The 14,972-nt window shown below is 57.6% G+C and carries 13 protein-coding genes; 12 read left to right on the top strand and 1 reads right to left on the bottom strand.

Translation table 11 applies throughout. From position 1 onward, the window contains the following. Positions 1 to 81: 81 nt before the first annotated feature. The 12 genes from ASB66_RS20175 (at position 82) to ASB66_RS20230 (ending at position 13,411) form a co-directional block, all read left to right on the top strand. On the top strand, positions 82 to 1,605 hold the full coding sequence (locus tag ASB66_RS20175) for a sugar ABC transporter ATP-binding protein (protein ID WP_060720051.1): 1,524 nt from the start codon (positions 82 to 84) through the stop codon (positions 1,603 to 1,605). Positions 1,606 to 1,624: 19 nt separating this feature from the next. Beyond that, on the top strand, positions 1,625 to 2,611 hold the full coding sequence (locus ASB66_RS20180; RefSeq protein ID WP_060720112.1) for an ABC transporter permease: 987 nt from the start codon (positions 1,625 to 1,627) through the stop codon (positions 2,609 to 2,611). Further along, positions 2,608 to 3,483, top strand: a complete 876-nt coding sequence (locus ASB66_RS20185; RefSeq protein WP_060720052.1) for a MurR/RpiR family transcriptional regulator — start codon at positions 2,608 to 2,610, stop codon at positions 3,481 to 3,483. The genes ASB66_RS20180 and ASB66_RS20185 overlap by 4 nt, the downstream gene beginning before the upstream one ends. Then, entirely contained in the window at positions 3,480 to 4,379 is a 900-nt protein-coding gene (locus ASB66_RS20190) for a ribokinase (RefSeq protein WP_060720053.1), read from the top strand. The genes ASB66_RS20185 and ASB66_RS20190 overlap by 4 nt, the downstream gene beginning before the upstream one ends. 280 nt (positions 4,380 to 4,659) lie before the next feature. Further along, entirely contained in the window at positions 4,660 to 5,619 is a 960-nt protein-coding gene (locus tag ASB66_RS20195) for a helix-turn-helix domain-containing protein (RefSeq protein WP_060720054.1), read from the top strand. Positions 5,620 to 5,734: 115 nt separating this feature from the next. After that, the gene (locus tag ASB66_RS20200; protein WP_060720055.1) at positions 5,735 to 7,141 is read left to right on the top strand and encodes an aldehyde dehydrogenase family protein; all 1,407 of its coding nucleotides are present in this window, start codon (positions 5,735 to 5,737) and stop codon (positions 7,139 to 7,141) included. A 58-nt stretch (positions 7,142 to 7,199) separates the two neighbouring features. After that, complete coding sequence (locus tag ASB66_RS20205) at positions 7,200 to 8,795, top strand: GMC family oxidoreductase (RefSeq protein ID WP_060720056.1); 1,596 nt, start codon at positions 7,200 to 7,202, stop codon at positions 8,793 to 8,795. Positions 8,796 to 8,828: 33 nt separating this feature from the next. After that, positions 8,829 to 10,082: an ABC transporter substrate-binding protein gene (locus ASB66_RS20210; RefSeq protein WP_060720057.1), complete on the top strand. Its 1,254-nt coding sequence runs from the start codon at positions 8,829 to 8,831 to the stop codon at positions 10,080 to 10,082. Between the two features lie 14 nt (positions 10,083 to 10,096). Next, positions 10,097 to 10,969 carry a branched-chain amino acid ABC transporter permease gene (locus ASB66_RS20215; protein ID WP_060720058.1) on the top strand — a complete coding sequence of 291 codons (873 nt, stop codon included), beginning with the start codon at positions 10,097 to 10,099 and terminating at the stop codon, positions 10,967 to 10,969. Beyond that, complete coding sequence (locus ASB66_RS20220; protein WP_060720059.1) at positions 10,969 to 11,994, top strand: branched-chain amino acid ABC transporter permease; 1,026 nt, start codon at positions 10,969 to 10,971, stop codon at positions 11,992 to 11,994. The genes ASB66_RS20215 and ASB66_RS20220 overlap by 1 nt, the downstream gene beginning before the upstream one ends. Beyond that, positions 11,991 to 12,707 (top strand): ABC transporter ATP-binding protein, encoded by a 717-nt coding sequence (locus tag ASB66_RS20225; RefSeq protein ID WP_060720060.1) that lies wholly within the window; start codon positions 11,991 to 11,993, stop codon positions 12,705 to 12,707. The genes ASB66_RS20220 and ASB66_RS20225 overlap by 4 nt, the downstream gene beginning before the upstream one ends. After that, a complete protein-coding gene (locus tag ASB66_RS20230; protein WP_060720061.1) occupies positions 12,704 to 13,411 on the top strand; it encodes an ABC transporter ATP-binding protein in 708 nt (235 codons plus the stop codon). Before ASB66_RS20225 ends, ASB66_RS20230 begins: the two co-directional genes overlap by 4 nt. A 12-nt stretch (positions 13,412 to 13,423) precedes the next feature. Here ASB66_RS20230 and ASB66_RS20235 read toward each other — a convergent pair whose 3' ends face one another. Beyond that, the gene (locus tag ASB66_RS20235; RefSeq protein WP_060720062.1) at positions 13,424 to 14,902 is read right to left on the bottom strand and encodes an aldehyde dehydrogenase; all 1,479 of its coding nucleotides are present in this window, start codon (positions 14,900 to 14,902) and stop codon (positions 13,424 to 13,426) included. Between the last annotated feature and the right edge of the window lie 70 nt (positions 14,903 to 14,972).

Raw genomic sequence — 14,972 nt, forward strand, 5'->3', positions numbered from 1 at the left:
AAATCCGATGCACAACAAAAACGTAGAGCGATGCCGGCTTTCAGGGTCGGCATCGTGTGTCTAGCAGGAGGAGGGTGAGATATGGTGCCGAGACTGGGATTTGAAACAATCTCCAAGAGCTTTCCGGGCGTCAACGCGCTGACGGATGTGAGCTTTGACGTTGCTCCCGGAGAAATTCACGGGCTACTCGGGGAAAACGGCGCCGGAAAATCAACCCTTCTGCGCATTCTATCCGGTGTCTTCCGGCCAACCTCCGGCAGCGTTTTCGTCGATGGCGACGCTGTGGCATTTCGCAAGCCGCTTGATGCAAGACAGGCCGGTATTGCGATGATCCATCAGGAACTTCAACAGGTGCCGCATCTGAGTGTTGCCCAGAACATGTTTCTCGGCCATTCATTGACCCATATGGGCGGGCTTTTCGTTTCGCGCCGGGAGCAGGAACAGCGCGCCGCCGAAGCGCTGTCAATGATCGACCGCAGCATTGACGTCTCAGCACCCATCTCCAGCCTTAAAGTCGCGCAGCGGCAGATTGTCGAGATCGGCCGCGCCCTGCTTGATAAGGCCAAGGTCATCGCCATGGACGAGCCGACCTCCAGCTTGACGCCGAGTGAGTTCGACCGGCTGGCTGAAGTGATTGCCGATCTTTCGGCTAGCGGCGTGTCGATCATCTATGTTTCACATAAGATGGACGAGGTTTTCCGTATCTGCCAGCGCGCCAGCGTCATGCGGGATGGCAAGCTCGTTGGCATCGTCGACATGAAAGCCACATCGGAAAAACAGGTCATTGCCATGATGGTCGGGCGTGAACTGATGCAGGAAACCCATCATTCCTTCGTAACTGATCAGGTCAGGCTGAAAGCCAGTAACCTGTCTTCAGGCACCAAGATTAAAAATGTCTCCTTCACGCTGAAGAAAGGTGAAGTGCTGGGCATTGCTGGACTGGTCGGTTCCGGACGCACGGAATTGCTGCGGCTGATCGCCGGGGTCGATCGTCTGAGCGAGGGGTCGATGGCCATCGATGGCAAGACTGTGCGCCTGCGCAATCCTCGTGACGCGATTGCCGCAGGTATTGGCCTTGTACCGGAAGAGCGCAAGCGCGAAGGCATCATCCCCCTACGTCCGGTCAGTCTGAACATGGCGCTCGCCTCGCTTCCCAGCTTTTCCTCTGCCGGTCTGATCCGCGCCGGAAAACTGCGTGCCAGCGCGCAGGATTTGCTGAAGCGGGTCAATCTGCGACCGTTTCAGCTGGATCGTCCTATCCGCCTGTTCAGCGGTGGCAACCAGCAAAAGGCTATTATTGCCCGCTGGCTGGCAGCCAAATCGCAAATCCTGCTGTTCGATGAACCGACGCGCGGTATCGATGTCGGGGCAAAATCCGAAATTTACCAATTGATCGAAACCCTGGCCCAAGAAGGCCATTCGATCATCGTCGTGTCCTCCGAGCTTCCCGAGGTCATCCGGCTCTCCGACCGGGTGCTGGTGATGCGGGAAGGGCAGATTGCCGCTGAGATCGGGCGCGACCAGCTGACGGAAAGCGCCATTGTCGCCCATGCCATTCCAGGAGCGATTGCCGGTGTCGCATCTGCCGCCGCACATCCTGCTTAAACAGAGAGGATTTTTCTCCATGACCGCCTCTTCATCCGCCACCAGCCAATCGGCCCCGGCCACCCCGGCCTTTCGCCGCTTTTCCGTCTCGCTGCGTGACGCCGGAACGCTGATCGGCCTCATCGTCATCATGGCGGTATTTGCAACGCTCGTTCCCGGCTTCCTGTCGGAGCGCAACCTGACAAACATCCTCCAGCAATCCAGCATCAACGCTTGCCTGGCGCTGGGCATGACGCTGGTGATCATTTCGGGCGGCATCGATCTGTCGGTCGGGCCGACCGCCGCCATCGCAGCCGTGATGACCGCGACGCTGCTGCTGGGTGGTACGCCCATCCCGCTGGCTATCCTCGCCGGACTTGGTGTCGGCGCGGTATGTGGCTTTATCAATGGCGTGCTCGTTGCCTATGTCGGCCTGCAACCCTTTATCGTCACGCTGGGGACACTCAGCACCTACCGAGCCATTGCGCTGATTTTCACCGGTGGCAATCCGGTGCTGGGCATTCCGCCCGGCTTTCGGGCGCTGTTCAATGGTACGCTGATCGGCCTGCCAATCCCGGTGTTGATCGTTGCCGGTGTGTCTGTCGCCGCCTGGGTGCTGCTCAAGAAGACACCAATTGGCGAATACCTGATGGCCGTCGGCGGCAATGAAGAGGCCGCTTACGTGGCAGGTGTTCCAATCGCCCGCACCAAGATTACCGCCTATGTGATTTCCGGCGGCCTGGCCGCACTCGCCTCTCTCATCCTGATTGGCCGTCTTGGGGCTGCCGAACCCATTCTCGGCAATCTCTGGGAACTGGATGCAATTGCGGCAGCCGCGATTGGCGGTGCATCGCTGATGGGTGGCAAGGGCAGTATTGTCGGCACCATTCTCGGTGCCATCATCCTTGGCGCCATGCGCAATGGATTGACGCTGATGAATGTCCAGGCCTTCTATCAACTGCTCGCCACCGGCCTTATAATCCTCGTCGCAATGATGATTGATCGCGCGACAAGGGGACGGGAATGAACGCTGATGGCTTTGATATGAAGGCGGTAGGGCCGCGCATTCGCATGATGATGCCAATGCTGACGCCGCTGGAAGCAAAGGTCGTGGATACGGTTTTCGGCATGCGAGATTTCAGCGAGGAGACCTCGCTGAAGCAGATCGCCGAAAATGCCGGTGTTTCGGAAGCCATGGTGGTGAAGATCACCAAGAAGCTTGGTTTTTCCGGCTTTCGGGATTTCCGCTCTTCCGTCAGCCAGTATAACCGCCAGCCGACAACCGAAATGCATCAGGAATTGTCGGTTGACGATACCTCGCTGGAAATCGTCCAGAAAGTCTTTCGCACCTCGATCCACGCCCTTGAGGAAACACTCGCCATTCTGGACATGGCAGCCTTCGACCAGGCGGCGGACATGCTGCACAAGGCTCGACACCGGGATTTCTACGGCGTCGGCGGTTCGGCGCAGATCGCCCGGGACGTGGCCCACAAGTTTTTGAGAATTGGCGTGCGCGCCAGCGTCTTCGATGATTCACACATGATGCTGATGTCGGCGGCGCTTCTTGCCGATACCGATGTCGCCATCGGCTTTTCGCATTCAGGCAATACGATTGCCGTGATCGAGGCCCTGCAACTTGCCCGCAAGAACGGCGCCCGCACCATTGCCGTGACCAATTACGGTTCCTCCGCGCTCGCCCAATCCGCCGACGTGGTCCTGTGTTCCACCGCACAAGGCTCACCTCTGATGGGGGAAAATGCCGCGGCACGCATCGCACAGCTCAATATTCTCGACGCCATTTTCGTTGCCGTCGCCCAGCGCGACTATCAGGCCGCCGAGCGCAATCTCGATCGCACCATGTCCGCCGTCACCTCCAAACGGAAAGATCGCCTTCCATGACATCCTCGCCTATCGTCACCGTTTTTGGCAGCCTGCATTATGATATCGCGGTCTTCGGACCAGACCGTCCACGTCAGGGAGAAACGGTTACAGGCACGTCCTGGCACCCCAAAAGCGGCGGCAAAGGAGGCAATCAGGCTGTCTCGGCAGCACAGGCCGGCGTCTCGACCTTCATGATCGGCGCAGTTGCAGACGACGACTTCGGACAGTTTCTGTTGGCAAATCTCAAGCGCCGACAGGTGGATGATCGCTTCGTGAGGCGCAATGCCACGGCGTCTACCGGCCACGCCACCGGCATGAGCGTGGCGATTTTCGATGCGCAGGGCGATTACGGTGCCGTTATTGTATCTGGCGCCAACCTGACACTTGGCAATCAGGATGTTGCAGCCGCAGCCGAACTGCTGAGCCGGACAACGGTTCTTGTGCTTCAGAACGAGATCCCCGACGCCGCCAATGTCGCCGCGGCAAAGGCCGTCCGGCAGGCTGGGGGCCGCGTCCTGATCAATGCCGCCCCAGCACGCGCCTTATCAGCCGACCTTCAAAACCTGGTCGACATCATCGTCGTCAACGCCATCGAGGCTGAAATACTGGCGGGTGTCCCGGTTGTCGAAACGCTCGATGGTGCATTGGAAGCGGCAAGGAGGCTGTTGGCGAACTTCCCGGACGTTGTGGTCACCGCAGGCGGCGCGGGTGTCGCATATGCAAGCCGAGGCGGAGACGAAATTGTCCTGCCTGCCGTGAAGGTGAAAGTGGAAAGCACGCACGGAGCCGGCGATATGTTCATCGGCGTGATGGCCGCAGCCCTGGCCACGGGAAAATCGATGCGCGATGCACTTTCACTGGCAAATATTGAGGCCGCAAAACTGGTTGCGACACCGGAGGCTGAGCGCGCCTAGAGTTTATCAGGGAACCGCAGAGCCCGGTTTTTCCGAAAAGACAAATGGCAACAAAAAGATTTGAGCCTATCTGGTTCCGACGGTGTATTTCCGGCGGGCAAAACCTCACACTGATCGCAGGCAGACACCGGAGAGGAAGCGCGTCCCATGGTTCGGTCTGGATTTGCCCACTGGTCCAACATCGGAACTGACGCCAGAAAGTTAGAATTGACATTTTCCAGATTTGCCAGATTATTAACATGTATACTAAAAATACGACCGGCTTTGGGAGGAGACGGACATGCAAACGGCAAACCTATCCGGGTTTATTCCACATCAATGGCCTGCACTTGATTTTGAGGACTGGTCGGCCAAGCTGAAGTCCATATGCGGTAGTTTCAATCCGCGTCCAGTGCAGAACGGCGACAGGGTGAGGGGAGGGGCCACGGTCTGTGACGTGGCTGGGCTTGAACTGGCGCAGGTTGCCAATGATCTCGACCTGATCCACCGTGATCCCGATGATATCCGGGCCGATAGTGGCGACAATCTTTTTCTGTTGCTACAGCTCGAAGGCTCTTGCGGAATAGCACAAGCGGGGCGGCAGGAGCGGCTGGACCCAGGTGATTGTGTTTTGGTGGATTCCGCCCGGCCATCCACCTTTTATTTCGGCGGTTTGTTTTCCAATCATCTGTCCGTGCATTTGCCACGCCAACTGCTTCTGTCGGACAAGTCCAGCCGAATGTCCGTGACCCGCAAAATTGGCTCGGATGATCCGATGTCGGTGATGCTGGCGGCCCTCGTGGCCAAGATGATGAAAACCGACCACAATGATGCCCGCGCACCGCATCTGCGGGAGCTGTTCTTCAATGCCACCCGGCAAGCCTTTTCCTGCAATACGGATGAAGCGCTGTTCATTCAGGCGGATAGCACCATGGGCCGCCTTGAGGTTGTTCAGGTGCTGATCGATGAACACCTGACCGAGGAATGGCTGTCGCCGCAATGGTTGGCTGATCGCGTTGGCGTGTCATTGCGAACCCTGCAAGATGATCTGAACGCGCAAGGCATGACGGTGACTGGCATGATCAAGCTCAGACGGCTGAATCTGGCGCGTGCGCGATTGCAACGGCTGAAAGGGAACGAAGATAACAACACCATTGCCGGTATTGCCTACTCCGTGGGTTTCAATGATATCTCCTATTTCAACCGCTGCTTTCGCAAGCTTTTCGATTGCTCTCCAAAGGATGTAATCTCCAGAAGCTGACAGCACTGGGGCGTATATTTCCGCGTTTTTGTCCAATTCACGCTGCGCCCGCATCCAAGACGTGAACCTCTCTGCTGATTACTCTGGAGACAGAAAACGTGCATGGGAGGAAGTCATGTCGCATTATTCGCTGATCATTAGCGGCAAGGCCGTCGAGACGGCAGGCTATGCCGAAGTTACCAATCCATCGACCGGCGACGTGGCCGGTCTTATGCCGCTTGCTTCACCCGAGCAGCTTGAACAGGCCATTGCCGCCGCCAAGGCTGCATTTCCGCTGTGGTCTGCCAAGACATCGGATGAGCGCGCGCAAGCCTGTGTGGCGATTGCCGACACGCTGGAAGCCCATGCGGATGAGCTTGCCCATCTCTTGACGCTGGAGCAGGGCAAGCCGCTGAATGGTCTGGGTTCGCGCTTTGAAATCGGTGGAGCCGTCGCGTGGGCCCGTCATACGGCATCGCTGGATCTGCCAGTGGAAGTTCTTCAGAATGGCCCGGAAGGGCGGGTGGAATTGCACCGCAAGCCAATCGGCGTGGTCGCTTCAATCACGCCTTGGAACTGGCCTGTGATGATTGCCATCTGGCATATCATTCCGGCAATCCGCGTGGGCAATACGGTGATCATCAAGCCATCGCCCTATACGCCTCTGTCAACCATTCGCATGGTCCAACTCATCAACGAAGTCTTGCCTGCGGGTGTGCTGAATGTGGTAACCGGCGGCAATGAACTTGGTGCGCTGCTGACAACCCATCAGGACATCGCCAAGATTACCTTCACCGGATCAACAGCCACGGGCCGCAAGGTCATGGCTTCGGCTGCCGATACATTGAAGCGTCTGACCCTTGAGCTTGGCGGCAATGATGCCGGGATTGTCCTGCCCGATGCCGATCCGAACGCCATTGCCGAGGGTCTCTTCTGGGGCGCGTTCATCAACAGCGGCCAGACCTGTGCCTGCCTGAAGCGCCTGTATGTGCATGACAGCCTTTATGATCAGGTGTGCGACGCCTTGTCTGCCTATGCCGCCAGCGTCAAGCTGGGCGACGGACTGGCCGAAGACAGCATTCTGGGGCCGGTCCAGAACAAGATGCAATATGACATCGTATCCTCCTATGTGCAGGATGCCGTTGATAGAGGTGGCCGTGTGCTGATCGGCGGTGCGCCAAAGGATGGCAAGGGCTATTTCTATCCTATCACTCTGGTGGCTGATATCGATCACGGTGCCAAGCTGGTTGACCATGAGCAGTTCGGCCCGGCATTGCCCATCATTCGCTACACGGATCTTGATCAGGTCATTGCCAAGGCCAACGATAATCCAGCCGGGTTGGGAGGCTCTGTCTGGTCGAGTGATCCCGTGGCCGCCAAGGCGGTGGCGGCACGGTTGGAATGTGGCTCGGTGTGGATCAACAAGCATGGAGCCATTCAGCCGAATGCGCCGTTTGGCGGCGTCAAGCAATCGGGTATTGGCGTGGAGTTCGGGGCGGATGGCCTCAAGGAACTGACCACGATTCAATCGGTTTTCTGCTGATTTCACAAGAATTTGACGGTGTGCGCGACGGCTGAAAACTGCCGTGCGGGAGGTGATTATGCGCGAATTTGACTATATTGTCATTGGCGGTGGCTCGGCGGGCTGTGTGGCCGCTGCCAGACTGTCGGAAAACCCCAAAAACAGGGTGCTGCTGATCGAAGGCGGTCAGCAGGACACGGAAAAATTCATTCACATTCCAGCCACCTTCTTCAAGGTGCTGGAGAAGGGCCGGGATGTGAATTTCTATACGTCCGAGCCGGACAAGGGCTTGAATGGCCGTGTCAATGTTGTGCCGCAAGGCAATGTAATTGGTGGCAGCAGCTCACTGAATGCCATGATTTATGTGCGCGGCCAAAAGCAGGATTATGATAGCTGGGCGCAGATGGGGTGCCGTTCATGGTCTTATGATCACGTTCTGCCGGTTTTCCGCGATCTGGAAGGCAATCAACGGCTGTCCGGTGACTATCATGGAGCGGATGGCCCGTTGAAGGTCTCGGATCGTCGCTTTGGCCATCCGCTTTCCTGGGCGTTCATTCGCGCCGCTCAGGAAGTGGGGCTGAAATACAACGAAGACTTCAATGGTGAAGATCAGGACGGCGTCGGTTTTTATCAGGCGACAACCTATAACGGCCGCCGCTGGAGCGCTGCCCAGGCGTTTTTGCGCGATGCCGAAAACCGCGCCAATCTTACCATTATGACCAAAACCAAGGTCGATAAGATCCTGTTTGACGGGCGAACCGCCAAGGGTGTTTTGCTGTCCACGGGCGAAACAATTCTTGCCAAGGGCGAGATTGTGCTGTCCGCCGGTGCCATTGCCTCTCCCAAGATTTTGCAGCTTTCCGGCATTGGTGAGGCGTCTCATTTGAAGTCGCACGGCATTGAGGTTCTTGTGGATTTGCCGGGTGTGGGCGAGAACTATCAGGACCATCTGGAAGCCACGGTGCAGGCCGAGGTTAAAGACCCGATTTCGATGTTCGGTCAGGACAAGGGCTTGGCCGCTGCCTCACACATGCTGCAATATCTGCTGACGAAGACCGGCTTGCTGACCTCCACCGTGGTGGAATCGGGTGGCTTCGTGGATACCAGCGGCACGGGTCAGCCGGACGTTCAATTCCACGTTCTGCCATCGTTCAACGGTTTCGCCGAGCGTGAAACCGTGCCCGGCCATGGTATTTCGATCGGGCCTTGCTTCTTGCGCCCGCAGTCGCGCGGCACGGTCAAGCTGCGCTCGGCCAATCCCAAGGATTCGGCGCTGTTCAATGCCAATTCCTTTTCCAATCCGGCGGATCTCGAAACGCTGGTGCGCGGGGTTGAACTGGCCATCAAGATCACTGAAGCGCCCTCGCTTGCCAAGCTGATCAAGCGCCGGGTCTTGCCAGCCCCCGGCATTGAAAAGGACCCGGCGGCGCTGCGCGACTATATCCGGACGGTCTCCAAAACCGTCTTCCACCCGTCCTGCACCTGCAAAATGGGCGCAGCAGATGACCGAATGGCGGTGGTGAGTGAAGACCTGAAGGTGCGCGGGGTCGATAAGCTAAGGGTGGCAGACGCATCCATCATGCCAACGCTGGTTTCGGGCAACACCAATGCGCCGACCATCATGATTGGCGAAAGAGTCAGTCGCTTCATTCTGGGCAAGGACCACGCCGCCTGAGGCAATCATCGTACAGCTTTTTGGGAGGAAAGCATGAGCAAGCATTATCTCACCGGAGCCGCCGTTATCGGTGCGCTGTTTTTCATGGCAGGAACCGCATCGGCGGCAGCAACCTGCGGTCTCAACAATGGCAAAAAAGCCACGGGCGAGCCGATCAAGGTTGGCGCTGTGATCGGCCAGACGGGACCGGATGATTTTTCGTCCGCATCCAAGGCTGCTCAGGCCTATTTTAACTGCGTCAACGAAAATGGCGGCATCAACGGGCGACCCATCAATTATCTCGTCAAGGATGATCAGTGGAACCCCGAAACCGCAGCGCAAGTCGCCACCAAACTGGTGAAGGATGAAAAGGTCGTCGCTCTGGTGGGCTCCGCATCCTTTGTGGAAATGGGTGTGAACGCCAAATTGTATGAGCAGGAAGGCGTGATGTCGATGGCATCCGGCTGTGCTGTTGCCGAATGCTTTGAATCGAAAAATATCGTTTCGACCAATGAAGGGCCTATGCCCTCCAGTGTCGGAGCCGCGCAATGGGCGGTTGCCAATCTGCAATCCAAACATGTCACCTGCATTGGTCTGACCATTCCAACCGTTGGTCAATATTCTTGCGGCTGGACGGAAAAATACATGACGTCCAAGGGACTCAAAGGCTCCAGCGTTCTGATCGATCCCAGTACGGCGGATATGAATTCCGCCTTTCTGGAAGCGGTGGCCAATAGTCCTGACACCATTCTGGTCAATCTGCCAGCGGGCATGGCAGCGGCGTTTCTGTCGGTCGCATTGCAATCCGGCCAGCGGGATTCCTTCAAATGGATCTCCTCAACGCCGCTTTATGATCGGGATGTGCCAGCTCTTCTCGGAGATGCATGGTCCGGGGTGATGTATGTCAATACCGAGCTGACACCGATTGATGGCACTGGGCCAGATGCCAACAATTGGCGGGCAATCCTTGATCAATATGGTGCCAAGAGCGATCCACGCGATACGTTTAGTCAGGCGGGCTATCTCTCGGCACGGTTTTTCACCGATGCCATATTGAAGCTTGATCCCGGCAAGATCAATCGCGCCACCGTGACGGACGCGATCCGGGCCATCAAGAACGAAAAATCGGATCTTCTGTGCGGACCCTATTATGTCGGCGATGGGGATCGCCATATGCCCAACCACGCCAATATGATGGTGCAGTTTGTCAATGGTGGTTACAAGGTTGTCGGCCCCTGTACTGATGTCGATAGCGCCTATCTTGAGCCTTATCGGGCTCAGGAAAAAGCGCTCGGCATCACCAACTGAGTGGATGGCAGATCATGGGTGCCTACGGAATGTTCCTGGTTTCCGGTCTTGCCGTGGGCGCTCTTTACGCGCTGGGCGGGGTTGGACTTGTTATTCTCAACCGCGCCACGGGCGTGCTGAATTTTGCCTACGGTGCCATTGGTGCCGTGGGAGCCATGAGCGCTTGGCAGCTTCTGGCGTGGAAACTACCGGAGCCGCTGGCTTGGGGCGGCTGCCTCGCGGTCAGCCTGCTGCTGTCGCTGGGGTTTGGCCTGTTGGTTGCACCGGGACTTTCCAAGCGCGAGCCAGTGGTCAAGGCTGTTGCGACACTTGGTTTTGCGCTTTGCCTTTTGGGGGTGATGAACCTGCTGTGGGTTGTCACACCCAGAAAGCTCTCCCTGTTTTCGGATATGTTGAGCGTTGATCTGTTGGGCATGAGGGTCAATGGCACCCGCCTGATCGCGCTGGTGACAGGGCTGGTCGTCACTCTTGGAATGGGGATCTATCTGGCACGCACCCGCATGGGCCTGTTGATGCGCTCTCTGGCCGACAATCGGGAAGTGGCAAGTGTCTTGGGCATACCGATACAGCGTGTTGAAGCGGTTGCATGGGGGCTGTCGGGCCTGCTGGCAGGTTTCACAGGCCTGATGTTTGGCGATCTGGTGCGCCTTGATCCCGCCGTTTTGACCTTTCTGGTCATTCCAATGATTGCCACCACCGTGGTCGGACGGTTGCAATCCATCCCAGTGACCTTTTGCGCAGGCCTGATCATCGGCGTGATCGAAAGCATGCTCACGCTTGTCAAACCACTGGCACCGTTGCGGGTCGCGGCCCCGTTTGTGATCGCAATTCTCGCCCTCATGTGGCTCCAGCGCGGACGCCAGTTGACGTTCTCAGGAGAGGATTGATGACAATGGTGCAAACATCCATGTCCACGCCCGGTGTTGCGGCGGGATCAAACGTCAATCGCACAGCACTTGCCCTTGGGCTGCTTGTGGCCATTGTCGCCTTTGGCCTGCCGCTGTTGATCGGTGCCTTGTGGCTGAAAGTGTTGACCTCGGTTGCTGTTTTCACCCTCACCTCGGCCAGCATTGCACTGCTCTATCGCCGTCTGGGCCTTGTGTCTCTGGCCCAAGTGGCGCTGATGGGGTGCGGGGGCTGGGTTGGTCTACGGCTGGCGCATGGCACGGGCCTGCTGTTTGAAATCAATATGGTGCTGGGTGGTGTCGCAACGGCGCTGATCGGGATGATCTTCGCTTATCCGGCACTGCGCATGCGCGGGCTTTATCTGGCTCTGGTTACATTGATGGTGGCTGGTGGCTTTGCCATTGTGATCAATGTGGTGCAATTTCCCAATGGCGGCTCCGGGTTTTCGGGTTTTGCGGTCCAATCGGTCAAATACATGCCACGCCCGATGCTTGCTCAGTCTGACAGCGCCTATTTCAGCTATTGTGTGCTGGTTGTGGTGCTCGGCTTTTTGTTGATCCGCTGGCATGAGCGGTCGAAGCCGGGGCGGGCCTGGGCGATGATCCGCCGGTCCGAGGCGGTTGCCATGTCGGTTGGCGTCAATGTCACGTTTTACAAGATCTGGGGCTTTGCCTTGTCGGGCTTTCTGGCCGGAGTTGCTGGCGTGTTGCTGGCTGGCAATCTGCAACTCCTTGATGCGCGTTCTTTTCCGGCAGCAGAGTCCATCATGATGTTCGCGCTCACCATCGTTGGCGGGTCGTGGAGCTGGTTTGGTGCCATTCTCGCCGCCGCTCTCTATCGCTTCGTGCCTGCCATTCTCAATGATCTCGGCGTCAATGGTGATGCCGCCTATATCATCTTTGGTGCGGCGTTGATCCATGCCTTGATGACCGCACCGCGTGGTCTCGCTGGGCAGTTGCAGGATCTGAGTGCTGCACTGGCCTCCAGAATGAGGGGACGCGCATGATTAAAATCGATGACCTGACGGTCAAATTTGGTGGTGTGACTGCCCTCAACCACGTCACGGTGGAGTTGGACGCTCCCGTGGTTGGCATTATCGGGCCGAATGGTGCGGGCAAAACCACGTTTCTCAATGTTCTCTCCGGCATCGTTCGTCCCATACAGGGCACGATCATGGCCTTTGGTCAGTCGATAACACCGCTTTTGCCGCATCAGCGCGCCCAATGGGGGCTGCGGCGATCGTTCCAGAAGGAGCAGGTGGTGGATGACCTGACGGTTGAAGAGAACGTGCGGGTGGTGCTTGACCCGCTCCGCCTCAGCCGTGCCCAAACCGAGCAGGCGGTATCGGCGGCACTGGATTATACCGGTATTCTGGCGCAGCGACACGTGCGGGCTGAAAGCCTGAATGCTTTCGAGCGGCGCATGGTTGAGCTTGCGCGTTGCGTGGCCGGAAAACCGCGCCTCCTGCTGCTGGATGAGCCCGGTGCAGGTTTTGCCCAGAACGAGGTCGCCAAGCTGCGCGATGTGATCACGGGCATTGCAGACCACACTGGCGCAATGACACTGCTGATCGACCATGACGTTGACCTCATTCAAGCAACCTGCACCAAAACCATGGTTCTCGATTTTGGTGCACTGGTGATGTATGGGGAGACGGCTGCGGTGCTGAAAGATGATCGTGTCCGGGCGGTTTATCTGGGTGTGGAGGATGCCGCATGAGTCTGCTCCATATTCGCAATCTTAAAATCCGTCGTGGGGTAAAACTCGCTGTCGATGATCTCTCGCTGTCGCTGGAGCCGGGCAAGGTTACGGCCCTTCTTGGCCCCAATGGGGCAGGCAAAAGCTCGCTTGTCCTGGCGCTGGCGGGTGTTTTGCCAGTGGAGGGCGGGCATATCGAAATCGACGGTCGCCCATTGGTTGGCGCATCGCCCAATCTGGTGCGGGCCGCCGGTATTGCCGCTGTCCCGGAAGGGCATCGGGTTCTGGCGGGCCTCTCAGTAGACGACAATCTGCGGGCGGCGGGCCACGTCCATTCGAAGGTCGAGCTTGCCCGCGCTCTTGATGAAATCTACGCGATTTTTGGAGAACTTGCAGAGCGGAAATCCCAACGGGCTGGCTCAATGTCCGGCGGCCAGCAACAGATGCTGGCGCTTGGACAAGCGCTGATTTGCAGACCCAAATTCATTCTGGCCGACGAAATGTCGCTTGGACTGGCACCGTTGATTGTCAAACGCCTGATGGGCGTGGTGACACGGCTGGCGCAGGAGGGAACAGGCGTTTTGTTGATTGAGCAATTCACGGCTGTTGCGCTCAAGCTTGCCGATGTGGCCCATGTCATGTCACGCGGGCGTCTGGTCTACAGTGGTGATCCCGCCATTCTGGAGCGGGACCCGGAGATTTTGCACAAGGCCTATCTCGCTTGAGATTTTCCGCGCTCAGAGCTGAAACCAGGCGGTTTTCAGGTCTAAATATTTGTCCAGCGCATGCAGTGATTTATCGTGGCCATTGCCCGATTGCTTGACGCCACCCAGAGGCACTGTGTTGTCGGCCCCGCCATAGGTGTTGACATGCACGACACCAGCCTTGATGCCGCGCACCATTTTATGGGCGCGCGAAAGGTTGGATGTCCACACGGCAGAGGCAAGGCCATAATCTGTTGCATTGGCGATGTGCAGGGCCTCTGCTTCGGTCTCAAACGGGATGATGGCGAGAAGGGGGCCAAAAACCTCTTCTCGCGCAAGGGTCATGTCCGGCGTCACATCCAGCACGGTTGGCTGCATGTAAAACCCGCCGGTTTTTTCCAAAATCCGTCCGCCACCCGCTCTCAGTTGCGCCCCTTCCGCAAGGGCCTGTTTTGCAAAACCGAGATCCTTCTCAAGCTGAATTTCACTGGAGATGGCACCGGATTCTGTGCTCAACAACAGGGGGTCACCCACTTTAATCGATGTGGCAATCCGGGCGAGTTTTTCCGCAAATTCTTCATGAATGGATTTTTCCACCAGCAGGCGCGAACCCGCCACACAGACCTGTCCCGAATTTCTGAAAATGCCGAAAGCCGATGTTTTGGCGGCCTTGTCGAGGTCTGGTGCATCAGCAAACACGATATTGGGAGATTTGCCGCCAAGCTCAAGATAGACCCGTTTCAGGTTGGAGCGTGCCGAATATTCCAGCAGGCGACGGCCCACACCGCCGGAGCCGGTGAAGACCAGCACGTCGATATCCCCGTGCATGCCAATGGCTTCACCGGTGATTGCGCCGCGTCCGGTTACGACATTCAGCACACCCTCCGGCAAGCCTGCTTCCGCACAGAGGCTGGCGAGTTTCAGAAGATTCAGCGATGCACCCTCCGCCGGTTTCAACACCACGGAATTGCCTGCTGCCAAGGCGGGTGCGATCTTCCATGCACCAATCATCATCGGGAAATTCCACGGCACAATGGCCGCCACAACGCCAACAGGTTCGCGGTGAATCAGGCCCAACACGCCCTCGGCTGTGGGGGCAATTTCGCCATATATTTTATCGATCGCTTCGGCGTAATAGCGAAACGTGCCGCTGGCGCTGCCCGGTTCGGCTTTCAGTGCCATGCTGATTTCCGTACCGTTGTCGCGCACGCCCAGAACAGCCAGTTCCAGTGCATCGCGCTCGATCAGCTCGGCAATGCGCAGCAGCACTTTTTTGCGCTCGGCGGGCGCTGCTTTTGACCAATGTCCCTTGTCAAAGGCGGCGCGGGCTGCCTTGACGGCGCGATCAACATCTTGTGCGCCCGCATCGGCGATGGTCGTCAGCTTGCTGCCGTCGATGGGCGAGATCACGTCCATTGAGGCATCGCTCAGGGGAGCGTGCCAAGCGCCATTGATAAACAGCGACTGAGGTGGAATTTGAAGCGTCCGAAGCTGATTGATTTTATCCTGCATGTCATTCCTCGCAAATCACTGTTTTGCAAACCCCAATGGCAGGCGTGGTGCCTGCCATTGGGCGCGTTTT

The sequence above is a fragment of the Gillisella vitis genome (assembly GCF_001541345.2).
Taxonomy (GTDB): domain Bacteria; phylum Pseudomonadota; class Alphaproteobacteria; order Rhizobiales; family Rhizobiaceae; genus Allorhizobium; species Allorhizobium vitis.